The following is a 25,344-nucleotide window of genomic DNA, read 5'->3' as shown; positions in this document are numbered from 1 at the left end:
AGAGCATTATCCACATGTTAATGGATAATGCGTATTCAAGTGTCGATTAATAGGTTGAACGACCTGAACCAAATTTATTTTTCATGCTTGGATAATCAATATAGCCTTCGGCAACATCTGTTCCAATCATGTTTTCCAACTGCAATTCATTCAATGCAGCATTCGCCATTAAACGTTCAAACAAATCTGGATTGGCAATATAAGCTTTACCAAAAGACACCGCATCGGCTTTACCTGAGGCTAATAAATCTACAGCATCTTCACGGCTTAAACGCATATTGGCAATATATGGCACACCATTTGAGCGCTGTTTCAGATAATCACTAATACTGTCATCCGCCAGATATTCACGGGTAAAGAAAAATGCAATCTTCCTCTGCCCCAACTGCTCTAAGGCATAGCCAAAGGTTTCACGTGGATCATGATCGCCCATGTCGTGTTCATCACCACGCGGCGCAAGATGCACACCTACACGACCTGCCCCCCACACGTCAATCAGCGCATCCACCACTTCAAGCAATAAACGTGCGCGGTTTTCTACAGAACCACCATACTCATCTTCACGTAAATTGGTTTTGCTTTGTAGGAATTGATCGATCAAATAACCATTGGCCGCATGCAATTCCACACCATCAAAGCCGGCTTCTTTGGCTTTGATCGCAGACTGTTTGTATTGCTCAACAATGCTTTTGATTTCTGCAATCTCTAATGGACGTGGCACGACATATTCGCGTTTTGGGCGAAGCAGACTGACATAACCCGCCTGTTGTACCGCACTGGCAGAAACTGGTGTATCACCATTCAAAAGATCGGGATGTGAGACACGTCCGACATGCCACAATTGTGCCACAATTAAACCTTGCTGTTCATGTACGGCTTGGGTCACCAATTTCCAGCCCTGAACTTGAGCATCGGTAAATAAACCCGGCGTCTGCAAATAGCCATTAGCTGCTTCTGAAATGACTGTTGCTTCTGAAATGATTAATCCAGCACTTGCACGCTGTGCATAATATTCAGCCATCATCGGCGTTGGAACACGGTCAATGGTTGCACGACTACGGGTTAGTGGCGCCATTACAACGCGATTTTTGAGGTGTAAATCACCCAAAATGAGAGGAGTATTAAGTTCAGCCATATATGTCTCGCCTGACACTTCAAATGCGAAAAATGATTTAAAGTGAGCTCTGCAGATAATCAATATATTGCTGAATGAGTTCTTCATTGCGTGAAAAATACGACCATTGACCATATTTCTCGGCTTGAATTAAGCCCGCCTGTTGTAACACAGACAAATGATTAGACATCGTAGACTGCGAAACATTACCGAGTTTTTCGATATTGCCAGCGCATACACCACGATTAAAGCCGCCACATTGTTCTTCTGACAAAAATTGTTCAGGTGTTTTTAACCATTCCAAGATTTGACGTCGAGTCGGATTGGCAAGTGCTTTAAAAATTAAATCAATATCCATAATTTAAACGGGTTTAATTAAATAAAAATTTGGACAACAAAGTTCTATTCAGCATCTTGAATACACTATATCGTATTTTTTCGATTTTTATATCGATTTTTTTAGATATATTGATCAAGAACAGATAGAACCTTGTTTTCTATATAAATTTAAATTACAAACCTTGTTTGAGGCTGGCTTCAATAAACTTATCTAAATCACCATCAAGTACTGCGCCGGTGTTTGAACTTTCCACACTGGTACGTAAGTCTTTAATACGCGAGTCATCTAAAACGTATGAGCGAATTTGGCTGCCCCAACCGATATCTGACTTGGTATCTTCCAACGCTTGTGCCGCATCATTACGTTTTTGCATTTCAAGTTCGTACAATTTTGCACGTAACTGTTTCCATGCATGGTCACGGTTGGCGTGCTGTGAACGTTGGTTCTGACATGCCACCACAATCCCTGTTGGAGCGTGAGTTAAACGTACCGCAGAGTCTGTTTTGTTAATGTGCTGACCACCCGCACCAGATGCACGATAGGTATCAGTACGAACATCAGCTGGATTGATTTCAATTTCAATATTGTCATCAATTTCAGGGGATACAAAAACCGCTGAGAATGAAGTATGGCGACGATTACCCGAGTCAAAAGGTGACTTACGGACTAAACGGTGTACGCCAGATTCTGTACGTAACCAACCATATGCATACTCACCTTCTACACGGATCGTTGCAGACTTGATCCCTGCCACATCACCATCAGACTCTTCCATCACTTCTGCTTTAAAGCCATGACGTTCAATCCAACGTAGATACATGCGCAGTAACATGGATGCCCAGTCCTGTGCTTCAGTACCACCTGAACCCGCTTGAATTTCGACATAGCATGGGTTCGGGTCCATCGGATTACTGAACATACGACGGAATTCTAATTTCGCAAGTTCTGCTTCCGCTGAAGTTAACTCTGCTTGCACATCCGCAAGTAAGCTTTCTTCTTCTGCTTCAACCGCAAGATCCAACATCGCTTGGGCATCTTCTAGCTGAGTTGAAAGCCCTTCGAGCACGTTAATGACGTTTTCGAGTTCACCTTTTTCTTTTGCCATTGCTTGTGCACGGCTTTGATCATTCCAAATTGCTGGGTCTTCCAGCTCACGTAGAACCTCTTCTAAACGCTCTTTTTTCAGATCGTAGTCAAAGATACCCCCGTAATGTTTGACCACGGTCGTTTAAGTCTTTTAGCTGTAATAGATACGGATTAATTTCCACGTGAATTACTCTCAATCAAAAAATTTGGCTTAAATAGCCGCCTATTATATCACAGAGCATTTGCACAGTTTTAACCAGATTGATCATCCAAATCATTGACTTCAATGCACATAATATGAACAATACGCTCGCGTTACTATTTATTACATTTTATTTACAACAATAATGTTTCGAGGGTTTTATGAAAAAGACATTACTTGCACTAGGGTTAGCTGTTATCACTTCATCAACTTTTGCTTATGATGGTCAAGTTGATGGCGGTTTTACTTATACAGATTGGGACAATGACATCGTAGATTCAAACGGATTGTTCAACTTACAAGGCACGTTATATTTAGACTCAGTAAACCCTAAAAATGGCCCATTAAACGAAGCTGCATTTTTAGGTCATAACAGCAATATTTATGCTAAATATAGCTATCAATATTTAGATACAAAAACAGTTGATGTATCAGATTATTTTCCTGTTTCAGGTCCGCTTGCAGGCAAAGCAGAATATGACAGCCACCATATTTCATTAGGTGCTGAATACTTCTTTGAACAATTCTACTTTAATGGTGAATTAGGCTACAAAGAAGAAAAAGCTGAAGTAAAAGTTGCTGGTATTTCAGCAAGCGAGGACTATGATTCAACAACATACCGCGCATTAGTAGGTTATTTACCTGTCTCTAACCTTTTACTTGCTGTTGGTATTGATGGCTATCAAGGCGACAATGATGAAGACGAAGACAACCGTTTTGCTGTTAAAGCAAAATATGTTGCGCCGTTGAACAATGGTCAATACATCAACCTAGAAGCAGATGGCGCTTTTGGTGATTTAGACTCTGTTACGATTGGCGCAGACTACTACTTCGATCAAGCATTTAGCGTAGGTGCATCTTACAATATCGAAGATGATGGTGATGTAGACACTGATTACTTCGCTATTCGTTCAAAATATTTCCTTAACCCGAACCTAGCAATCGGTGGTCAAGTTGGTTTTGGTGATGACGTTCAAGCGTTCAACATCAATGCAACTTTCCGTTTCTAATTTCGTTTGAATTAGAAGTTTGCATTAAAAAAGCACCTCAAATTTGAGGTGCTTTTTTCTTTTGGATGTAATATTTACTTTAAAAAAAGTCCAGTTGTTGACCAAATAGTCTACAAATTCATAATATCTACACAGTTTTAATAAAACAAAACATTAATAATAATTATATATTTTTCAATATCTTAAATTATTAAAATTACATAAAATTACCGAATACACAGTTCTGCAACTTTGCAGCGATTGACCATCTTTAAAAATTCTCTAGACTAAAACTTGTAACAAAAAATGTATTAAATTTAGCCAAACAATTTAGAGGGGTAGTTTCCATGAAAAAACTCGCAATTGCTTCAGCACTTCTTTCTGCACTTGCTATTACAGGTACAGCTCATGCTTATCAAGCAGAAGTGGGCGCTTCAGCTGGTTACATCGACCCAGATAATGGAAGCTCTGGCAGTGAATTTGGTGTAAACGGTACTTATTACTTCAACCCTGTTCAAACTCGTAACGCTCCTCTTGCAGAAGCTGCATTCTTAAACCGTGCAAGTAACGTAAATGCACATGCAACTTTCGCTGACCGTGGCGATGTTGACGACAATACTTATGGCGTAGGTATCGAATACTTCGTACCAAACTCAGATTTCTATGTATCTGGTGATGTAAGCCGTAATAATGTCGAAGTTGACACTGCATTCGGCACAGTAGACAACGATACAACTTATTATGCAGCTGAAGTGGGTTACCTTCCTGCACCTGGTTTCTTAGTTGCTGCCGGTCTAAAAGGTTGGGACAATGACGATGACGACGGTGTAGATCCAACACTTCGTGCAAAATATGTCACTACACTAAGCAATGGTAAAGACATCAACCTTGAAGCGGGTGCAGCATTCGGTGATCTAGATGAATTCAATCTAGCAGCGGATTACTTCATCGACAAAACATTCAGTGTTGGTGCTGACTACTACAACAACGATGTCACTGATCGTAACGAAGTAGGGATCAATGCACGTAAATTCTTCAACCAACAAGTGAGCCTTGAAGGTCGTGTTGGTTTCGGTGAAGTTGGCAACAATGACTACAATTCATTTGGTGTAGCAGCGAAATACCGCTTCTAATCCATTGAAGTCAAAACCATAAAAAAACCGCTCTTCTGAGCGGTTTTTTTATTTGCCTGTAAAAATAGAATTTATTGAGCCAAGTGTAGAACTCTCAATTGAACACTGACATTTCCTCTAAATTCATTTTTATCGAGTTCGTAGACCAAGCGGATTTTATCTTGTATAGGATTAAATTCATATTTTTCTGCCGCATTAAATGCAATTGCGTCCGCCATTAAGCCATTATCTAAAGCAAGTTTTAATTTCAGATGCACATCTTTCAACCAACGATAATCTAAAACTTTAAATAGGCCTTCATAGACCGGTGCAGGGAATTTTTGTCCCCATGGACTTAAATTTTGCAAAAGATCGACGGTTTCGACATTAATGGCCGAATCGGGCAATTCGCCATCTGTCCAAATAGTGGCCTGAAATAAATTTTCATCTTGCGCAGCGATGAGTGCTTCAAAAGCGGTTTTAAATTCAGAAAAATGCTGCTTTTGAATGGTTAGTCCTGCCGCAGCAGCATGCCCGCCAAAATGACTCACCAAATGCGGATGTAATTCAGCAATACGCTCAATACTGTCTCGAATATGAATACCTTCGATCGAACGCGCAGAGCCTTTAATATGTACGCCATCCTCATCTGCGGCAAAGACGATTGCAGGTCTATGGAATTGTTCTTTTAAACGCCCTGCAACAATCCCAATCACCCCTTGATGCCAATGCTGTTCAAACATGATCAAGGCTGCAGGTAAGTTATCCTGATCAAGCTGAATATGTTCTAACTCAGCCAGAGCTTCCTGTTTAATCTGCCCTTCGACTTGGCGTCTTTCAATATTGAGTTGATTCAACTGCTGCGCAATCGGATAAGCCGTACTTAAATCTGCCGCAATCAGACACTCAATCCCAATATCCATAGTCTCCATACGCCCAGCTGCATTGAGTCGTGGGCCGACCACAAAGCCCAAGTCCTGTGCTTTTAACTGTGCAGGATCACGACCGGCAATATCCAATAATGCACTGATTCCTGGACGACATAATCCTTGCTGTATCCGCTTCAAACCAGCATCGATCAAAATCCGATTATTCAGATCTAGACTTGCAACATCAGCATAAGTACCTAAGGCCACCAAATCCAAATATTGGCTGAGGTTGGCTGTGGATTTAGCATTTTTTTTGCGCATACTGGCCAAATTTGCCAACACATAAAATGCAACACCTACGCCAGCCAAGGCTTTACTTGGAAATTCACATCCCAATTGATTGGGATTTACCACCGCTTCTGCTTGTGGTGTTTCCTTTGTGGTCAGGTGATGGTCGGTAATGATCACCTGCATACCATGCGCCTGTGCCTGTGCTACACCAGCATGGCTCGAAATACCATTATCGACTGTAATCAACACATCTGGAGTAAAGCTCACGAAGGCCAAATCAGCAATGGCAGGTGTCAGACCATAACCATATTTGAAACGATCTGGAACCAGATATTCAACATCCGCGCCCATATCACGTAGTGCCAAGACCATCAATGCAGTACTGGTCGCACCGTCGGCATCATAATCACCAACAATGACGATTTTCTTTTGAGTATCAATTGCTTGATCGATTATTTCAATCGCTTGCTCTAAACCCTTTAAGTTTGGCGCATGTAAGTGCTTAAGCTTCAATTCCAGCTCTTGTGCGGAAGAAACCCCGCGACGTGCCAATAAGTCAGCAATAAACGGGGCAACGCCCTGAATATCTTCAGGGCGCGTCAAATAGGGTCTTTGTTGAATTAAAAGTTTAGACATTTATGGCATCAGTCGCTGTAAAACCCATTGACCATCCTGTAATTTATAACTCAAGCGGTCATGTAAACGATTCGGACGGCCTTGCCAAAATTCATAATAATCCGGAACTAAACGATAGCCACCCCAAAACTCAGGTTTCGCCAATACGTCTTTGCTTTCCACTTGATCATGCAAATTTTGGAAACGCTGTTGTAATTCTTCACGACTAGCGATAACACCACTTTGTGGAGTACTAATGTGCGCTGCGATTTGGCTATCACGCGGTCGTTTATGGTAATAATCCGTAGATTCTTCTAGAGATATCTTTTCCACACGACCACTGACCCGAATTTGACGTTCCTGCTCTTGCCAATAAAACAATAATTCTGCATAAGGATTATCGAGCAGATCATTGCCCTTTTGACTGTCATAGTTGGTGTAGAAGTCATAACCTGCATGGGTCGCACCGCGCAACAAGACCGTCCGCACGTGCGGACGACCTTGGGCATTTGCCGTAGCCAAAGACATAGCATAGGGTTCATGCAGTTGTGCTGCTAAGGCATGGTTAAACCATAATAAAAACTGCTCATGTGGATCACGGTTCACCTGATCTTCATGCAACTCACCTTTTTGATAAGTTAAACGCAGTTCACTTAAGTCCTTAATCACATCATTCATGCAATTTCCCCTCTTGATTTAAGCTGCATTGGCACGAACAGCATCGGCCAAATGATTTGCTAACGCTGTGACTTCTTCAAGGTCATTACCTTCAACCATGACACGAATGACCGGCTCTGTGCCTGATTTACGAATCAAGATGCGACCACGCCCTTTAAGCTGAGCTTCAGCTTTTTCAAACTCGCTCACCAGTGCAGGTACAGTGTAGGGATCAAACATCGCAGCCAAGCGAACATTCACCAAGACATTTGGTAATAACTCAAACCCTTCCACCAATTCATGCAAAGCTTTACCTTGCTCAACCATCACCGTTAACACCTGAAGTGAAGCAATGATCGCATCACCTGTGGTGCTCTTGTCCAAAGTCAGAATATGACCTGATGGCTCACCGCCCGTTACCCAACCCTTTTCTTCTAGGCCTTGTAATACATAGCGGTCACCAACTTTGGCACGAAGCAACGGCACATTGGCTTGATCTAAAGCAATTTCAAGCGCCATATTACTCATCACAGTACCCACGATACCGGCAGGCTTTTGACTCGCTTGAGTGGCTAAAATATACAGAATATGGTCACCAGTAATTTGCTGACCGTTTTTATCCACCATAATCACACGGTCGGCATCACCATCAAAAGCGATCCCTAAATCTGCCTGATGTTCAACCACTGCTTTTTGTAAAAACTCAGGATGTGTCGAACCACAGTCTTTATTGATGTTTAAACCATCCGGTTCGTTAAACAGCGCAATCACTTTTGCACCGAGTTCACGATACACCGAAGGGCCGACGCTATAGGCTGCACCATTGGCACAGTCCACCACAATTTTTAAGCCTGTCAGGTCAAAATGGTACGGGAAGGTTGATTTACAAAACTCGATATAACGACCATTGGCATCTTTTACACGCACACTTTTACCTAAGTTTGCAGGGTCTTCGATCACCAAGTCATTTTCAAGTTCTTTGTTAATGGCTTCTTGAATTTCATCCGGCAATTTTTTACCTTCGCTCGAGAAGAACTTAATACCATTGTCAAAATACGGATTATGCGACGCCGAGATCACGATGCCTAAGCTGGCATGTAATGCACGGGTTAAATGGGCAATTGCGGGTGTAGGTAATGGACCCAACAAATGAACATAAACACCTGCTGCGTTTAAACCGGCTTGTAATGCTGACTCTAAAATATAGCCCGATAATCGGGTATCTTTACCTAGTACAACGATGGGCTTTGCTTTTTTACTGTATTGTTTTAATACTTTACCTGCGGCAAATCCTAGTTTTAATGCAAATTCAGGGGTAATAGGCAATTCACCGAATTTGCCACGAATGCCATCTGTACCAAAATAACTCATGTTGTACTCACTTCTTAATGGTGATCTTAATCATCACTTTTTACTGCAAATACTTTACACCAAAAACAAAAAGGCCGTCATATTAATGACGGCCTTTTCGGCTAAAAGCTACTAAATATCAACCAACACGGTAGTTTGGTGCTTCTTTAGTAATAGTCACGTCATGTACGTGAGATTCAGACATACCTGCCGCAGTAATTTTGACAAACTGTGCATTTTTACGTAAGTCATCGATCACCGCAGAACCGGTATAACCCATAGATGAACGTAAACCACCCATCATTTGATGAACGATGTTACCCATTGGGCCTTTGTAAGGTACGCGACCCTCAATACCTTCTGGTACAAGTTTTTCAGCGCCTGCTTTTGAGTCTTGGAAATAACGGTCAGCAGAACCTGTTGCACCTGCCATCGCACCCAATGAACCCATACCACGATAGGCTTTGTAGTAACGACCTTGGAAGAATTCAACTTCGCCCGGTGCTTCTTCTGTACCCGCCATCAATGAACCTACCATGATGGTACTCGCGCCTGCACCAATCGCTTTTGCCATATCACCAGAGAAACGGATACCACCGTCTGCGATCAATGGAATTTGATCTTTTAGTGCATTGGCAACGCTGTCAATCGCAGAGATTTGCGGCATACCAATACCAGCCACAATACGTGTAGTACAGATTGAACCCGGGCCAATACCCACTTTCACTGCATCTGCGCCAGCATCTAATAATGCAAGAGCTGCATCACCAGTCGCGATGTTACCGCCAATCACTTGAACTTGTGGATAGTTGGCTTTAACCCAACGTACACGTTCAATTACACCTGCAGAGTGACCATGTGCTGTATCAACAACAATCGCATCAACACCCGCTTCCACCAATGCTTCTACACGGCTTGGTGTTTCTGCACCTGTACCAACTGCAGCACCAACGCGTAAACGACCTAAGTCATCTTTGCAGCTGTTTGGATAGTTTTCAGCTTTACGGAAATCAGTAACCGTGATTAAACCTTTCAGTTCGTTGTTGTCATTTACAACAAGGACTTTTTCAATACGGTGCTTTTGAAGTAATGCTTGGATGTTTTCTTTTGATTCGTTTTCACGAACAGTCACCAAACGATCATGACCTGTCATGATGTTACTAACAGGTTGCTCAAGATTGGTTTCAAAACGAGTGTCACGACCAGTAACAATACCCACCACTTGACCGTCTTTCACCACTGGTACACCGCTGATGTTATTTGCTTGAGTTAAAGCAATCAGCTCACGTACAGTCGTTTCTGGTGTAACGGTAATTGGGTCTTTCACCATACCTGCTTCAAATTTTTTCACGCGGCGAACTTCTGCAGCTTGTGCAGCAATATCCATGTTTTTATGCAGGATACCGATACCACCGTTTTGCGCCATTGCAATCGCCATACGTGATTCAGTCACAGTATCCATTGCAGCAGAAACAAGTGGAATATTCAAATTGATGCCACGTGTGAAACGTGTCTTAAGAGAGACATCTTTTGGGAGAACAGTAGAATAGGCAGGGAGTAATAAGACATCATCAAAGGTTAGGGCTTCTTGAACGATGGTCAACATAACAGTCTCGCTGGTAATTTCCGTGAGCCATTATATACAAATTTCCGTTCAATTTTCATTTTAATTGCGGCAATTCTTTACGGAGTTTTCAATATTAACCAGCGAATATGCTGTTTTCAGCAAGAATACTCTGGGGGTTGGTCAGCATCCAGTGCAATACAGGCAGAATCCGAAGATTCTACCTCTTAGATTTCAATAAATTTATTCTGGAAATAAAGCCTTAACTGACTTGATCGAAATCTTCGTCATTTTCAGCGTCATGCAGTGGAATACTGATCAATGGAATCATTTGATGCGCGATGCGTGCTTTATTACATTGCTCATCGGCGATTTGAACTTCTTTACAAGATGAACTACGTGCCTCATACATGTTACAACTCACCTGTTTGCCTACTTCTCCACCCAAAGCAATACAACGTGGATTTGCCTGATTCGTACCCACCATACATGAATACACCGATGTCACAGGTTCCGTATAATGTTCAGGCATATTTAGCCCTTCTGCCCAATAAAAAGAAACGCGATAGTGAGCACAACATGCTCCACAGGTTAAACATGCATCCTGAGTCGGTATTTGAGACAACATTTTTATCTATTCTCGTCATCTAAAAGCTTATTTTATGGACGAAAAATATTAAAAAATGTTATCTGCAAACTCAATTATTTTTTGAAATTTTCAAGTGATTATACTGGGCAAGTAAAGACTGTTTCATCCATTAAATCGACACCACACTGCAAGGTTTCGATCCAATCTAAGAATTGATTGATCTGTTCTTTACCAATAAATGGCGTGCCGTGCTGCGGTACGATCATTTCCACATCCATCGTCCGTACCATGTTGACCCAAAGACGGATCACTTTGTTTGAACACATGTAGCGCTGATGGAAGCCTTTCATTTTAGGAATATGAGCGGCAAAATTTTCTAAAGGTTTAGAGGCATCATCCACCATAGATGCGCCCATATCCCCTGAGAATAAAATTTTGGCAATCGGGTCATAAAATTGGAAGTTACCAACTGAATGTAGGAAGTGTGCAGGAACAGCCACCAAATGACTGTTGCCTAATGGAATCACCTGACCATGATCTGGCAGTTCGATCAGACGATCCAACCAGTTGCCTTTCATGCGGTCACTCATGAATGCAGAGTTTAAATGTGGTAAGAAACGCGCCCACAGTTTAGATGCCACCACTTTGGCGTCGGTATAAACCAACCAACGTGGCATCGAGGTAATAATGTCTGGGTCCTGATGCGAGGCCATCACATAGTCAAGATTAGTCAAACGGGTATATTTATTCAGTTCCATAGTCAGTGGGACATAGGTCAAGTCACCACCCGGATCGAGCACCGCTGCGCGCTCATTATCCAAAATCAGGAACTGGTTCGCCTGTACGCCCTCGCCTTTTACCAAACTGGTAAAGCTAATACATTTATGCTTTCCATCATCATAAAGTACCTGTGATGTTGTGCGTTCGAAAGCCATTCCCATTCCCCAAATTTTTTATCAAAAAATATATATTCTATAGGTGAATAACATATATTTATTTAGGGAAACTTACAATAAATATTCAGTCAATATTATCTGAAATATCAGTGAATTGGGTCTCATTTATTGGCAAATAATCCTGAGTTTTTAACTCAGGATTTCATGTATTTTTAATATGGTGAGATTAGTATTTAAAATAAATAGTGTTGTGCCAACGCAGCCAAACCAATCACCAAGAATACTAGGGCGCCAATTTTATGAATCAGTGAAATCGGTAGTTTTTCAGCTAGTTTGTTGCCAATAAATACCGCAGGCGCATTAACCAACATGATGCCTAATGTCGTCCCCAAAGTCACCCAGCCAATACTGTCAAAGCGTGCAGCCAGTGCAACAGTGGCAATTTGGGTTTTATCTCCAATTTCAGCCAAGAAGAACAAAACGAAAGTGGCGCCGAAAACCCCATATTTTTGCCACTTATTGATATTTTCAGATTCATCATCCAATTGATCGGGGATCAACATCCACACCGCCATAGCAATAAAGCCCAGAGAAACGATCCACAATAAAACGGTTGGACTTAAAACAGTGGTAATCCATTGACCCAACACAGCAGAAACCCCGTGGTTCACCACAGTCGCGAGGAAAATTGCAATTAAGATCGGAACGGGTTTACGAAAACGTGCAGCAAGCAGTAAGGCAAGTAATTGTGTTTTATCGCCCATTTCTGACAGGGCAACAACAGCAAGGGAAATGAAGAAAGCGGTTAACATGGTGCATTTCTCTGGCTAGCAATAACATATACCGATGACTTATCCCTCCTGCTAGCCAATGTGCAGAGTGATAAATCAAAGGTCTTGCCAACAAAAGAAAGCTACGAAGAGCTCATTTGGTTCTTTGCTATGATGACCATGCTCGTTTTAGAGCAAATATGTTGACCATCACCTTTTTACTTTGCGTAAAAAGCGGCTACTCCCCAATGAAGTAATGCTATTCTAGCGAGGAATGCATATTTTCGCAATTTTAATTTTCGATGACTCAATTTGATATGCAAAACAATAATCAAAAATTTCAAGAATTTATTCAACACTATATGCATGTGCAAGATGTATTAATCATTGCAGGCGGCCCGTCTCAGCTCAATTTCGACTTAACCACCATTCAGCCCTCAAAAAAGCTGCTGATCATTTGCTGTAATCAAAGTTTTCTTCAACTTCCTCAGGCTCAAATTGCCCATCATTCAGACTATGCATGGTGGTTGCAGTATCACCCCATGCTTAATGCATCCTTTCAAGGTGACATCATTAGCGGATGTGGTTTAGGTCACAACCGTCCTTATCCTGAACATGAAGTTCTTGGCCTCAAGACCGTGCGAATCGACACTCAGGCAGAGTTATTTCATTCACCGTACTTTGTTTATGGTAATAATTGCGGCCTTCAAGCCTATTCACTCGCACATCTCTTTCAACCGCAGCGTATTTGGCTGATGGGCTATGACTTCCAGCACAAACAGGGCCAAACACATGCGTATCAACATCAACATGTGCAAGAACTGGGGCATTATGAAAAGTTTTGGGGTTTATTTTTAAAAGACTTCCAACGCTTTGAACATTTACGACATAAGCTTTGGTCGACGGCGCACCCACATCGTACGCTTCCACTCACCTATAACCTCAATGCAAACTCAGCATTAAAGCTCTACCCCTCACCCATTGAACTTCCTGATTGGCTTTGTCAGTCCACCACCACGCCATAAAAAAACCCTGCCAAAGCAGGGTTCATTTTGAAACTTAAACAGGTCAGATCAGATCAATAAAGTTCGGATATCTTTGAGCAGCTTCGTCAGTTTATTGGCAAAACGTGCAGCATCTGCTCCATTAATTACACGGTGATCGTATGACAATGACAGCGGCAGCATCAAACGTGGATCAAAGCTTTCACCATTCCATACTGGCTGCATGGTTGCAGGTGAAATACCCAAAATCGCCACCTGTGGCCAGTTGACCAACGGTGTAAATGCCGTGCCACCAATTGAACCCAGACTGGTAATGGTAAAGTTCGCACCTTGTAGGTCTTTCGGCGACAGTTTTTTGTCACGTGCTTTTTGACTCAGCTCACCCAGCTCAATTGCAATCTGCTTAATCGATTTTTGATCTGGATTACGCAGTACAGGCACGGTCAAACCATCAGGCGTTGCCACTGCAATCCCCATATGGATTTCATTACGTAGCAATACTGACTTGCCATCATCAGACAAATGACCTGCAAATTCACGCTCTTCTTTCAACAAATAAGCCACTGCTTTGATGATGAAAGCCATAATGGTTAAGCCAATACCTTCTTTCTTAAAGTTAGCTTTTAAATCATTACGCCAAGCTTCAAGATCAGTAATATCCGCTGCATCGAACTGCGTCACTTGCGGGATAAAGTTGTTTAAAGACAATTGCGGAATCGACACTTGTTGTAAACGTGTCAAAACTTTCTCTTCGACACCACCAAAAGCATCGAAGCTTGGCAATTTCGGCAAGCCTGAAACCTGTGCCACAGCTTGCGCTGCAGGTGCAACTTGCGGAGTGGTCAAACGGGTTTTTACATAAGCGAATAAATCTTCTTTCATTAAACGCTCATGCGGGCCAGATGCTTTGACTTCTGCCAAAACCACACCTAATTCACGTGCAAGCTTACGAACGGCCGGACCTGCATACACTTTGGCATTGGCAGCATTTTGCTCTTTGGTGAGCTTATCTGCGCCTTGTGGTTGCGGTCCTGCTGCTTCAACTTTGCTTTCAGCTTTAGGTGCAACTGTCGCAGGCTGTGCTACAGCTGGTGCAGGTTTCGCTGCTGGCGCTGGTGCAGGTGCTGCAACAGCTTGACCTTCGGCTTCAATCGTCACTAAAGCGACGCCTTCAGAGACACTTTGCCCTAACTGAACATGAATCGCGGTGATTTTACCAGCGGTAGAGCTTGGCACTTCTACCGTTGCTTTGTCTGATTCCACCACGATGATGCTTTGGTCTTTTTCAACCACATCACCCACAGCGACTAAAATTTCAGCCACTGCTGCTTTATCAACACCTAAATCAGGCACTGCAATTTCAACAGGTCCAGACGCTGCAGCCGTAGACGGCACTGGTGTTGCTTCTGCAACAACAGGTGCAGCAACAGGCTGTGCAGTTTCTTGCACAGCAGCCGATTCAACCGCAGCAGATGAAGCCGCCGTTTTCACCGTTAAAATCACTACACCTTCTTTCACTACATCGCCAGCACTGATTGTGATCGATTCAACACGGCCTGATACAGTACTTGGGACTTCGACTGTCGCTTTGTCTGATTCCACCACGATAATACTTTGATCGACATCAATCTCATCACCAACAGAGACCAAAATCTCACTTACCGTAGCTTTTTCTACGCCAATATCAGGAACTTGCACATCGATACTTTGCGACTGAGTAGCATTGGCTGCAACAGGTGCTGCTGCAGCTTGTTCTGCTTCCACAACCGGAGTTGGTTCTACTGCTTGGTCTTCAGTTGCATTTTGTACTGGCTCAGCGGTAGCAGTACTTTGACCTTCTGATTCCAACTCGATCAGCACAGCACCTTCAGCAACACTGTCACCCAGATTAACTGCAATGCTTTTCACCACGCCTGCCGAAGTGCTGGGCACTTCAACAGAGGCTTTGTCAGACTCTAACAACACAATGCTGTCATCAACGCTAATGGTGTCGCCGACTTTCACTAAAATCTCAGCGACCGTTGCTTTATCTACACCAATATCAGGAGTCGTAATTTGCATGATTAGTTCTCCTCTTTGTAGTCAGCCACAGCATGCAGTTCCGGCGTTTCCTGCGGAGCCCATGCCACTGGACGGTCAGTATCTAGTTCAAAGCTTGAGATGGCATCTTTAACCAAACGTGCATCAACTTCGCCTTCATCCGCGAGTTTTTTCAATGTTGCTACCACAATATGTGCGGCATCGACACCAAAGTAGCTACGTAAGTTGCCACGTGTATCTGAACGACCATAACCATCTGTACCTAATGCAACGAATGGACGATTGTCTGGAAGATAGGCACGGATTTGTTCGCTATATGCACGCATGTGGTCAGTTGCCGATACCACAATACCGTCTTTTTCACGAAGCAATTGAGAGACCCAAGCTTCTTTCGTATCTTCAGCCAATGGATGTAAGCGGTTGTATTCTTCACACGCCATACCATCACGAGCTAATTCGTTAAAGCTAGTGACGCTCCACACGTTTGAATGAATTTGATATTCATCACGAAGGATTTTCGCTGCTTTGATTACTTCGCGCAGAATCACACCTGAACCCATCAACTGAACCGTTGCTTTCTCATCTTCTTCGAAGAGATACATACCACGTTTAATGCCTTCTTCAGCACCTTCAGGAATAGCTGGATGTTCGTAGTTTTCATTCATTACTGTTAAGTAGTAGAACACACGCTCTTGGTTCACGTACATGCGTTTTAAACCATCATGTACGATTACTGCCAACTCATAACCAAAACATGGGTCATAAGAAATACAGTTTGGAATCGTATTTGCCAAGATATGTGAATGACCATCTTGGTGCTGTAAACCTTCACCATTCAGTGTTGTACGACCCGCAGTTGCACCGAGCAAGAAGCCTTGCGCCTGCGCATCACCTGCAGCCCATGCAATATCACCAATACGTTGGAAACCAAACATCGAGTAGTACATATACATCGGAATCATTGGCAAGTTATTGGTTGAATAACTGGTTCCTAACGCAGCCCAAGCACTCATCGCACCCGCTTCGTTAATCCCTTCTTGTAACATGTGACCATCTTTAGCTTCACGGTAATGCATCAACTGTTCTTGGTCTTCAGGGGTATATTTTTGACCATGCGCAGCATAGATCCCCAACTGACGGAACATACCTTCCAAACCGAAAGTACGCGCTTCATCTGGCACAATTGGTACGACACGATCTTTAATGGCTTTTTCTTTCAATAATGATGAAATCAAACGTACCATCAACATGGTCGTCGATTGCTCTTTACCGCCACTGCCTTTGAGTACCGCATCAAACACAGACAATTCAGGAATCGCCAGCTGCTCGCTTTCTTTACGACGTGCAGGTAAATAACCACCCAATGCCTCACGACGTGCTTTCATGTATTTAATTTCAGGTGAATTTTCACTTGGACGGTAGAATGGCACTTCTTCAAGCTGTTCATCGGTAAATGGCAAGTTGAAACGGTTACGCACGTATTTCAACGACTCAAGCTGCATTTTCTTGATTTGATGCGTCTTATTGACTGCTTCAATCTCTTCCGACAAACCATAACCTTTGACTGTTTTTGCCAAGATAACTGTTGGCTGACCCGTTTCCTTCATCGCTTCGGCATAAGCCGCATACACTTTGAATGGGTCATGACCACCACGGTTCAGGTTATCAATATCTTCATCGCTTAAGTTGCGCACCAACTCTTCAGCTTCAGGATACTTACCAAAGAAATGTGCACGCGTATACGCACCGCCTTTCACTTGATAGCGTTGGAAGTCACCATCGACCGCTTCTTCCATCACCGCTTTTAAGGCACCTGAATCATCTTTTGCCAGTAGCGGATCCCAATGACGACCCCATACCACTTTAATTACCCGCCAGCCTGCACCACGGAACAATGATTCAAGTTCTTGAATAATTTTACCGTTACCACGAACTGGGCCATCTAGACGCTGTAAGTTACAGTTCACGACCCAAATTAGGTTGTCGAGCTTTTCACGACCTGCAAGTGAAATGGCACCTGTACTTTCAGGTTCATCCATTTCACCATCACCGAGGTAAGCCCAAACTTTACGGTTTTCTTCTTTGATCAGGCCACGGTTCATCAAGTACTTTTGAATGTGTGCTTGATAGATCGACATGATTGGACCTAGACCCATCGATACAGTTGGGAACTGCCAATAATCTGGCATCAAGTACGGATGTGGGTATGAAGGCAAACCTTTACCGCCGACTTCACGACGGAAATTATTTAAGTGTTCTTCAGTCAAACGACCTTCTAAGAACGAACGTGCATAGATACCTGGCGCACAGTGACCTTGATAATAGATCATGTCACCGCCAAAGCTGTCGCTATTGGCACGGAAGAAGTGGTTAAAGCCCACGTCATATAAAGTTGCAGATGATGCAAAACTTGCCAAGTGACCACCTAAGTCATCACCTGTTTTATTGGCACGCAGTACCATCGCTAAGGCATTCCAGCGGATCAACGCACGAATACGGCGCTCCATATCCGAATCACCTGGCATAGGTGGCTGTTCTTCAACTGAAATGGTATTTAAGTAAGGAGTATTTAGTCGCTGAATGGGAACGTGCTTAGCAATCGCTTGTTGATAGAGTTTTTCAAGCAAAAATGCAGCGCGGTCAGTTCCCATGTGCTGTAAAACTGAATCAAATGCGTCCTGCCATTCTTGGGTTTCTTGCGCATCTGTATCGCCATAAAACGCCATACTTCACCTATCCTATGTGCTAAATATATGGCTCTATTAGTACCATATTTTGGCTAAGCTCAGTTATCGCCACAAATGAATACGAAATAGCTCTGTTATTTATTTACTAAATACTCATTGATTAACAATTACACAAATTTACATTTTTGGGTCAATTTTCGCCATTTTTCATACAGACAATATTTTTTAAAATGATAATTTTATAGTTATTAGCGATAAATAAAAAAGCCATTGTCTGTAGAGGTTCAGACAATGGCTTCGTATATAGATGTTATATGTGCTTATGGCAACATCGCTAAATACGTTGATGGGTTTTTACGTTGACCATCTTTCACTACTTCGTAATGTAAATGTGGGCCAGTACAACGACCAGTACAACCAACGTTAGCAATATGCTCACCCGCAGCAACACGGTCGCCTACACGTGCAATTAAGCGTGATGCATGTGCATAACGTGTCAGGTAACCATTACCATGGTTGATTTCAACATATTGGCCATAACCTGTGCCCCAGCCTGATTTGGTTACAATGCCTGGACCCGTTGCATAAATAGGTGTACCACTTGCCGCAGAAAGATCTAAACCTGAATGATTTTCTGCACGGCCACCCATGGTACGGCCACCATAATTTGAGCTCACGCGCTTCATGTCTGGAAGTGGGTGGGCAATTAACCATGAATATGGATTATTTGAACTTGCTGAATAGTTTTGAGAGGAATTGCTTGAACCGTATTTTTTTGCGATTGTCGCATTGTTGAGTTCAATTGATTTTTCACGAATTTGAACATTCAACTTCGTTTCCGCTGGAACATCAATATCATTGCTTTCAGAGTAAGCACCTTGAGACAAAGTGCGAGTTAACTGTTCAATACGATCTGATGAGTCTGCTTGATTTAATTCAACTAAATCTGCAAAAGCGACTGAAGCGGCCGAAGCTGCCAATGAAAACGCCAATAAAATACGTCGTAAATGCATAAAAAACCTCTATAAACTGTTCTCTTTTGTTCCTTGTGTGATTTCGTCCTTGATATCAGCCAAAAGGAGCGCATAAGATTAAGACATAAACATGTAGGAAATATGTATGTCAGAACCTGTCAACGTCTTTCAACCAACAAGAAAACACATAAAAACAGGAAACTTGTCGTTTCTCTCAACGCAAGTTGCTGCATGGCAGAAACTTACGAAAATTGTTCAACCGCTATTGCCCCAACCGGATCAATGGCAAGTTGTTTGTTATATAAATGGTGTACTTATATTAACTGGAGAAAATCAGGCACTGATTAGTCAGTTGGCCTATTTGCAAAAGCAATATATTGCACAATTATCACAAATATACGAATTCAAGGATTTACACAAGATTCAAGTTCGTCTGAGAACTCCGTCTCCAACGCCCCACTCCCCTGAAAAAATTTCAAGAACCCTCAGTACAGAAACTCAGGATTTACTCCGTAATGCTGCTGACTTTGTGAGCGACCCTAAGCTTAGCCAAGCAATGCTGCGTTTGGCAAGCAATAAAAAGTAACCACCGAGTTGTAACAGATAAATTTGAATATTCAGAATGTGACAGACTTAACACTTACAATTGATACAATATAACATCACTATTATAAGACAATGACTTATGTCACATTCACATAACTAATTGGGCAATCTTTAATGTCATCAAATGTTACAATTTCATAGCTATCTGGATCACTTTTGACATTGCGTAATAACTGATTATTTAATGCATGACCTGACTTATAGGCATCATATTTCGCAATAATTTGATGACCAAGCAAATATAAATCACCCACAGCATCTAATATTTTGTGACGAACAAACTCATCCGAGAAGCGTAAACCCTCTTCATTGACCACACCATTTTCATCTACGCCAATGGCATTTTCGAGACTCGCCCCCAAAGCCAAATTATTGGCTTTGAGATAATCCAAATCTTTCATAAAGCCAAAAGTCCGCGCTTCACTGACTTCATAGACAAATGTTTCGGTTGAAAAGTCGATGGTTGCCGACTGAAATTCTTTCTTAAATGCAGGATGGTCAAAATCAATCGTAAAATTTAATTGGAAACCGTCATGCGGTTGAAAGGCAGCACGTTTATCATCGATCAGTGCTTCGACAGGTTTGCGTATTTTTATGAATTTTTTAGGTGCATTTTGTTCTTGTAGTTCACCTTGCATAAGCAAATAAATGAACGGGCCGGCACTCCCATCCATAATGGGCACTTCAGACGCCGACACTTCCACGATCAGGTTATCAATCCCTAAACCAGCAATCGCACTCATAATGTGCTCAATTGTGCCCACCTTGGCATTTTCTTGCACCAAGTTAGAACACATGAATGCTTCTTGAATCAGCATAGCATCGGCTGGAATATCAATCGGTGGATTTAAGTCGATACGACGAAACACAATCCCCCCATCGGCATGATGTGGCACAAAGTTAATCATCACTTTTTGCCCACTATGCAGTCCGATGCCACTCGCTTTCACGATGCGTTTCAGGGTACGTTGTTTCAACATGTGTCTTCTATCATCAGTTCACAAAACCGCTATACGTTAGCATATTTAGCCATTGATAAAAAACAAAAAGGTAGCTGATCAGCTACCTTTTGTAATCAATAGACACTTAAGTCATTGAATTTATGTTATTTACGTTGCTGATTTTTCAAATAGTCTTGAATACTCATTGGCGTAGGGCGTGAATTGGATGCTGACGCCGCTGCTGCAGCTGGAGCTGCTGCTTCATTGTGCTGACGTTGAATCGCTGGCACATCATCTTCATCTACAGGTACTTGTGCAGAAGCGACTGTACGCGTTGCTTGTGCGACAGGGCGTTTCACTGGCTCAGCAGAATCGGCAGAATTACGAGTTAAACCCGTTGCGATCACCGTTACGCTAATTTCATCACGTGCATCTGGATCAAATACCGTACCGTAGAACACTTGACCTTCATCAAGATCCACAATTTGGTTCACCACATCAGTGATTTCTTCAATTTCACCGAAGGTTACGTCATCGCCACCTGTAACGTTAATCAAAATGCCTTTTGCATTCATGATGGTCACGTTATCTAACAATGGGCTACGGATCGCTTGTTCAGCAGCTTGACGCGCACGGTTTTCACCACGACCAGAACCTGCACCCATCATTGCATAACCACGTGTACTCATCGCAGTCTTCAAATCGGCGAAGTCAAGGTTGATATGACCTGGACGCACGACAAGATCAAAGATACTACGTACAGCATTTAACAGTACGTCGTCTGCTTTTTTGTAAGCATCTTTCATTGAAATATCGCGGAATACTTTAAGTAAACGTTGGTTCGGAATAATAATCAGAGAATCAACATGTTGCTCAAGTGCTTCAATACCTTTCTCAGCAGACTGCTGACGACGTTTACCTTCAAAGTTAAACGGAGTCGTCACCACACCTACAGTTAAGATACCCATTTCTTTGGCAATTTCAGCAACAACCGGCGCAGCACCTGTACCTGTGCCACCGCCCATACCTGCAGTCACGAACACCATGTCCGTACCTTCAAGGTGTTGGCGAATCAACTCACGGCTTTCTTCAGCAGCAGTTTGACCCACTTGTGGATTTGCACCTGCACCCAAACCACGCGTACTTTGCTCGCCGAGTTGGATTTTAAATTGTGCATTCATGCGATCGAGTGCTTGTTTGTCTGTATTGGCACAAACAAATTTTACACCTTCGATATCTGATTCCAACATATGTTGCACAGCGTTGCCGCCAGCACCACCTACACCGAATACTGTGAAACGGGCTTGACCGTTGCTGTCGCTTTGATCATCTTCTAAAAATTCAAATGAGGCCATGCCTAAAAAATTCCTAATCCATAATTGGCAGACACTTCAGCCCGTATACTGCCTTGATCTTAATAAAAATTGTTTTTTAGAATGCTGTCCAAGTTCCAGCTTGTCAAGTACAAGCAATAATCCGTACAACTTCCCAACAATATTCCCAAATATTTCAACTTAAAAGATCGACTTCAAGGTGTCATTGAAGCCCGACCATGCACGTTTTACCCGATTTAATACTGAAAGTTTTTCCGTATCTTCTGGCTCAACGATCGTATCTTGTGTTTCACTTTGACTGAAAATTAACAGACCTGCGGCAGTCGCGTATTGTGAACGACGTAAAGCGGCTTGCTGTTGATCATCAGCATACACTTGCATAGGTGGATTACCTAAATGTGCAGAAACACCTAACATCCGACGCGCAAATGTCACCATTCCTTCAATTTGGCAGGCATCACCTGTGAGTACAACACCATGGTATAAACCATGAATCGCACCATGATCCACCAACTCATTACGCACTTGATTAAAGATTTCTTCATAGCGCGCAATAATGATTTCGGTCAGTTCAATACGGCTAATGGTTTGTGGACCATCAATACCTTGGAACTGAATCATACTTTCAGGTTTAACCACTTTCAGATCAACACAACCATACAACAGCTTAATACGTTCAGCTTCTTCTGTTGTGGTTTGCAATACAGCAGCAATATCACGCGTTACATGCTCACCGCCACGTTGCAAAGTGTGTGTCATCGCCAAGCGACCATCTAAATACACCGCAATATTGGTCGTACCAGCACCAATATCAACCAAGCACACACCATATTCTTTTTCATCTTTAAGCAAACTAGCTTCAGCAGTTGCTAATGATGAAATGACCATGCGTTCAACACCAATATTGGCACCTTTTAATGCACGATCCAAATTCTGCATGGTGCTGATGGGCAACATCATCAAATGATAATGCCCTGTCATACTCCGTGCTGACATGCGAATCGGGTTTAACACCCATTCAGGTTCATCATCTAGTTCAAAACCTAAAGGTACAGCACTCACCAAATAATGGTCAGATGTTAAATGACTGGCTTTGGCCAGTTCTAAAGCACGCACCACTTCATTGGTGGTAATCGCATGGTCATTATTTTCAATTGGAGTACGACCAGAGGCATAAAAACTTTTTAGTTCAGCACTGGGAATGGAAATCCACGCAGAATGTACACGACATTCCGCCATATCTTCCGCTTCCTGCACTGCATTTTTAATTGCGGTAACAACTTTATCGAGACTGACAATTTTCCCTTTATTCATGCCGCGGTTACGAGCGGTCGCCATCCCTACCACTTGGATATTGTCTGGCGCGTGTACCTTACCAATCAAAACTGAAACTTTGTGTGTCCCAATGTCAATCGCAACAACCGAGGGAACAGCTTCATTCATTATTTACTACTACCATTCACATGTTTGTTTAATTTATGGCTTAAAGCCTCTACTTATAAAGCCGATCATTATGGCTTTACAGGCGCTGCATTCGCAATGCCTATGTCATCACTGGTTACAACAAACTGACCATTTACCGACTTTGCTGGCACAGAGTTTTTCCATTGAATCGCTAAACCATTTCGGTAGCGCAAATCGATGGCAGAAATTCGTGGCCAAACAGGTTTTAAGTCACTGTGTGCGAGATAACTTAAACGCTGCAACTTACTCATGGTCTGATCCTGATCGACAATCACGCGTAAGCCTGAATCAAACTGCATAAACCAAGTCATTCGTTCGGTTAAATATAATTCTTTTAAACGAATGCCTACAGGTATAAATAATTGATTAATTTCATTATAGCGACGCATCATCATTTTGGACTGACTCGTCGGCCCATGCAATAACGGCAAATTCTGATGATTGGTCGGGGTTAATTCGGCAAATACATCACCACTGTCGCTTAACAGTCGCCCAGTACCCCAACGTGCAATCGCTTGACGCGGCATCACCCGTACACGAATTGCATTTGGCCAAGCACGCGATACCACCACGCGATCGACCCAAGAGATTTCTAAAGTACGGTCACGAATGACACGTAAATCAGAGGTAAAATAGTTTTCAGTCATCATCGGTGAAACGTATGACATGACTTGTTGTTTTTCTTGGGCGCTCCGCACACCCACCACATCAAGTTCAGCCACACGTGCATCCGTCATGACTTTATATAGCCCCCAAATTCCGGCAATCAAAACCACACATGCAATAAACAACAACAGCCATCCACCCACATTGGTAAGCTTTTCCTTACGTGTCGGTGGTTTGTCATGTATCGATGTCGTTGCTGCACGTTTACGGCGCATAGACGCAGGAAGTTGAGCCATAATTTAGTGTGCCGCACCTGTTAAGGTTTGTTCCAAAATTGCAACACAAAGATCTTCAAAACTATAACCTACAGCATTAGCAGCTTTTGGCACTAGAGAATGACTGGTCATCCCCGGAACAGTATTTACCTCAAGTAACCAAAAGTTTCCTTCTGCATCCTGCATCGCGTCAATACGCCCCCAACCACTCGCACCTACCGCTTGGAAAGCGCGTAAAGATAAAGCTTGTAGACGCTTTTCTTCATCTTCAGTTAAGCCACATGGAATACCATATTGCACATCGTTACGGTTATATTTCGCTTCGTAATCGTAAAAAGCCACATCTGCAGGCGGTTCTAAACGAATCACCGGTAAAGCCTGACCATTTAAAATCACAATGGTAAATTCACGTCCGGTAATCCATTTTTCAGCCATCACGACTGCATCATGCTGGGTCGCTTTTGCAATTGCGGTTGCAAAGTCTTCAATTTTTTCAACTTTGCTCATACCAATGCTTGAACCTTCATGCACGGGCTTGATGATAAATGGCAAACCAATTGAATCTACAATTTCTTGTAAATCTGAATCTTTACTGACAATACGATATGGTGCTGTCGGTAGTTCTGAACCTTGCCAAACTTGTTTAGTTTTGACTTTATCCATACCAATCGCCGAGCCTTGAACGCCCGTTCCAGTGTACGGAATGTTTAACCATTCCAAAGTACCCTGAATTTGACCATCTTCACCACCACGGCCATGAAGTACGATAAATGCACGGTCATAAGCCACCAACTCAGTCACACTGCGTTGCTGCGGATCGAATGCTTCGGCATTTACACCCGAATGCACCAATGCTTCAAGTACAGCTTTACCACTATCGAGAGAAACCTCACGTTCGGCAGATTTCCCACCTAATAACACGGCAACTTTGCCGAATTTTGAAGCATTTGACACGTTTATATCCTTAAA

General features: G+C 42.7%; 22 protein-coding genes and 1 riboswitch. Of the genes, 4 read left to right on the top strand and 18 right to left on the bottom strand.

The window, feature by feature from the left end:
• Positions 1-46: 46 nt before the first annotated feature.
• From FTT99_RS05800 to prfB, 3 genes are all read right to left on the bottom strand, one after another.
• Positions 47-1,135: an alkene reductase gene (locus FTT99_RS05800; protein ID WP_078193202.1), complete on the bottom strand. Its 1,089-nt coding sequence runs from the start codon at positions 1,133-1,135 to the stop codon at positions 47-49.
• Positions 1,136-1,172: 37 nt separating this feature from the next.
• Positions 1,173-1,472 carry a helix-turn-helix transcriptional regulator gene (locus FTT99_RS05795; RefSeq protein WP_180131173.1) on the bottom strand — a complete coding sequence of 100 codons (300 nt, stop codon included), beginning with the start codon at positions 1,470-1,472 and terminating at the stop codon, positions 1,173-1,175.
• A 154-nt stretch (positions 1,473-1,626) separates the two neighbouring features.
• A protein-coding gene (gene prfB, locus FTT99_RS05790) for a peptide chain release factor 2 (protein ID WP_111884474.1) occupies positions 1,627-2,722 on the bottom strand; the annotation gives its coding sequence in 2 pieces (ribosomal slippage) (positions 1,627-2,649 and positions 2,651-2,722; 1,095 coding nt in all).
• Between the two features lie 181 nt (positions 2,723-2,903).
• Between prfB and FTT99_RS05785 the strand changes: the two genes are divergently transcribed.
• Together FTT99_RS05785 and FTT99_RS05780 are read left to right on the top strand one after the other, a co-directional pair.
• Positions 2,904-3,752 (top strand): putative porin, encoded by an 849-nt coding sequence (locus FTT99_RS05785; protein ID WP_180131176.1) that lies wholly within the window; start codon positions 2,904-2,906, stop codon positions 3,750-3,752.
• A gap of 326 nt (positions 3,753-4,078) precedes the next feature.
• Positions 4,079-4,864 carry a putative porin gene (locus FTT99_RS05780; protein WP_180131179.1) on the top strand — a complete coding sequence of 262 codons (786 nt, stop codon included), beginning with the start codon at positions 4,079-4,081 and terminating at the stop codon, positions 4,862-4,864.
• A 71-nt stretch (positions 4,865-4,935) separates the two neighbouring features.
• Here the strand turns inward: FTT99_RS05780 and recJ are convergent, their stop codons facing one another.
• The 7 genes from recJ to FTT99_RS05745 form a co-directional block, all read right to left on the bottom strand.
• Complete coding sequence (gene recJ, locus FTT99_RS05775) at positions 4,936-6,639, bottom strand: single-stranded-DNA-specific exonuclease RecJ (protein WP_180131182.1); 1,704 nt, start codon at positions 6,637-6,639, stop codon at positions 4,936-4,938.
• Positions 6,640-7,296 (bottom strand): pyridoxamine 5'-phosphate oxidase, encoded by a 657-nt coding sequence (pdxH, locus tag FTT99_RS05770; RefSeq protein WP_180084432.1) that lies wholly within the window; start codon positions 7,294-7,296, stop codon positions 6,640-6,642. It abuts the gene before it with no gap.
• A gap of 18 nt (positions 7,297-7,314) precedes the next feature.
• Positions 7,315-8,646 carry a phosphoglucosamine mutase gene (glmM, locus tag FTT99_RS05765; RefSeq protein ID WP_180131185.1) on the bottom strand — a complete coding sequence of 444 codons (1,332 nt, stop codon included), beginning with the start codon at positions 8,644-8,646 and terminating at the stop codon, positions 7,315-7,317.
• A 118-nt stretch (positions 8,647-8,764) separates the two neighbouring features.
• A complete protein-coding gene (gene guaB / locus FTT99_RS05760; RefSeq protein WP_078190562.1) occupies positions 8,765-10,231 on the bottom strand; it encodes an IMP dehydrogenase in 1,467 nt (488 codons plus the stop codon).
• Positions 10,232-10,451: 220 nt separating this feature from the next.
• On the bottom strand, positions 10,452-10,817 hold the full coding sequence (locus FTT99_RS05755; protein ID WP_078193208.1) for a YkgJ family cysteine cluster protein: 366 nt from the start codon (positions 10,815-10,817) through the stop codon (positions 10,452-10,454).
• 98 nt (positions 10,818-10,915) lie between these two features.
• Positions 10,916-11,713 (bottom strand): MBL fold metallo-hydrolase, encoded by a 798-nt coding sequence (locus tag FTT99_RS05750; protein WP_078190564.1) that lies wholly within the window; start codon positions 11,711-11,713, stop codon positions 10,916-10,918.
• A 194-nt stretch (positions 11,714-11,907) separates the two neighbouring features.
• Complete coding sequence (locus FTT99_RS05745; RefSeq protein WP_180131187.1) at positions 11,908-12,486, bottom strand: TMEM165/GDT1 family protein; 579 nt, start codon at positions 12,484-12,486, stop codon at positions 11,908-11,910.
• Positions 12,487-12,560: 74 nt separating this feature from the next.
• A riboswitch (yybP-ykoY riboswitch) is annotated at positions 12,561-12,703 on the bottom strand.
• 58 nt (positions 12,704-12,761) lie between these two features.
• Here FTT99_RS05745 and FTT99_RS05740 point away from each other — a divergent pair.
• The gene (locus FTT99_RS05740; protein ID WP_180131190.1) at positions 12,762-13,469 is read left to right on the top strand and encodes a methyltransferase type 11; all 708 of its coding nucleotides are present in this window, start codon (positions 12,762-12,764) and stop codon (positions 13,467-13,469) included.
• Between the two features lie 48 nt (positions 13,470-13,517).
• Here the strand turns inward: FTT99_RS05740 and FTT99_RS05735 are convergent, their stop codons facing one another.
• The 3 genes from FTT99_RS05735 to FTT99_RS05725 form a co-directional block, all read right to left on the bottom strand.
• Positions 13,518-15,509, bottom strand: a complete 1,992-nt coding sequence (locus FTT99_RS05735; protein WP_180161305.1) for a 2-oxo acid dehydrogenase subunit E2 — start codon at positions 15,507-15,509, stop codon at positions 13,518-13,520.
• A 2-nt stretch (positions 15,510-15,511) separates the two neighbouring features.
• The gene (gene aceE, locus FTT99_RS05730; RefSeq protein ID WP_180022342.1) at positions 15,512-18,214 is read right to left on the bottom strand and encodes a pyruvate dehydrogenase (acetyl-transferring), homodimeric type; all 2,703 of its coding nucleotides are present in this window, start codon (positions 18,212-18,214) and stop codon (positions 15,512-15,514) included.
• A 281-nt stretch (positions 18,215-18,495) separates the two neighbouring features.
• Entirely contained in the window at positions 18,496-19,188 is a 693-nt protein-coding gene (locus tag FTT99_RS05725; RefSeq protein ID WP_180059327.1) for a M23 family metallopeptidase, read from the bottom strand.
• A 106-nt stretch (positions 19,189-19,294) separates the two neighbouring features.
• Here FTT99_RS05725 and FTT99_RS05720 point away from each other — a divergent pair, with 106 nt between their 5' ends.
• Positions 19,295-19,735, top strand: coding sequence for a DciA family protein (locus FTT99_RS05720; RefSeq protein ID WP_180054185.1), 441 nt, complete (start codon positions 19,295-19,297; stop codon positions 19,733-19,735).
• A 97-nt stretch (positions 19,736-19,832) separates the two neighbouring features.
• Here FTT99_RS05720 and lpxC read toward each other — a convergent pair whose 3' ends face one another.
• From lpxC to FTT99_RS05695, 5 genes are all read right to left on the bottom strand, one after another.
• Positions 19,833-20,735: a UDP-3-O-acyl-N-acetylglucosamine deacetylase gene (gene lpxC / locus FTT99_RS05715; RefSeq protein WP_180054184.1), complete on the bottom strand. Its 903-nt coding sequence runs from the start codon at positions 20,733-20,735 to the stop codon at positions 19,833-19,835.
• A 125-nt stretch (positions 20,736-20,860) separates the two neighbouring features.
• A complete protein-coding gene (gene ftsZ / locus FTT99_RS05710; RefSeq protein WP_078193216.1) occupies positions 20,861-22,051 on the bottom strand; it encodes a cell division protein FtsZ in 1,191 nt (396 codons plus the stop codon).
• Positions 22,052-22,210: 159 nt separating this feature from the next.
• On the bottom strand, positions 22,211-23,473 hold the full coding sequence (gene ftsA, locus FTT99_RS05705) for a cell division protein FtsA (RefSeq protein WP_111884462.1): 1,263 nt from the start codon (positions 23,471-23,473) through the stop codon (positions 22,211-22,213).
• Positions 23,474-23,541: 68 nt separating this feature from the next.
• Complete coding sequence (locus tag FTT99_RS05700; RefSeq protein WP_180008770.1) at positions 23,542-24,396, bottom strand: cell division protein FtsQ/DivIB; 855 nt, start codon at positions 24,394-24,396, stop codon at positions 23,542-23,544.
• A 3-nt stretch (positions 24,397-24,399) separates the two neighbouring features.
• Positions 24,400-25,329, bottom strand: coding sequence for a D-alanine--D-alanine ligase (locus FTT99_RS05695; RefSeq protein ID WP_180131195.1), 930 nt, complete (start codon positions 25,327-25,329; stop codon positions 24,400-24,402).
• Positions 25,330-25,344 lie beyond the last annotated feature (15 nt).

The organism is Acinetobacter sp. YH12040 (assembly GCF_013420005.1).
GTDB lineage: Bacteria > Pseudomonadota > Gammaproteobacteria > Pseudomonadales > Moraxellaceae > Acinetobacter > Acinetobacter amyesii.
The sequence above is the reverse complement of the archived record's forward strand: the minus strand, read 5'-3'. Positions and strand labels throughout refer to the sequence as shown.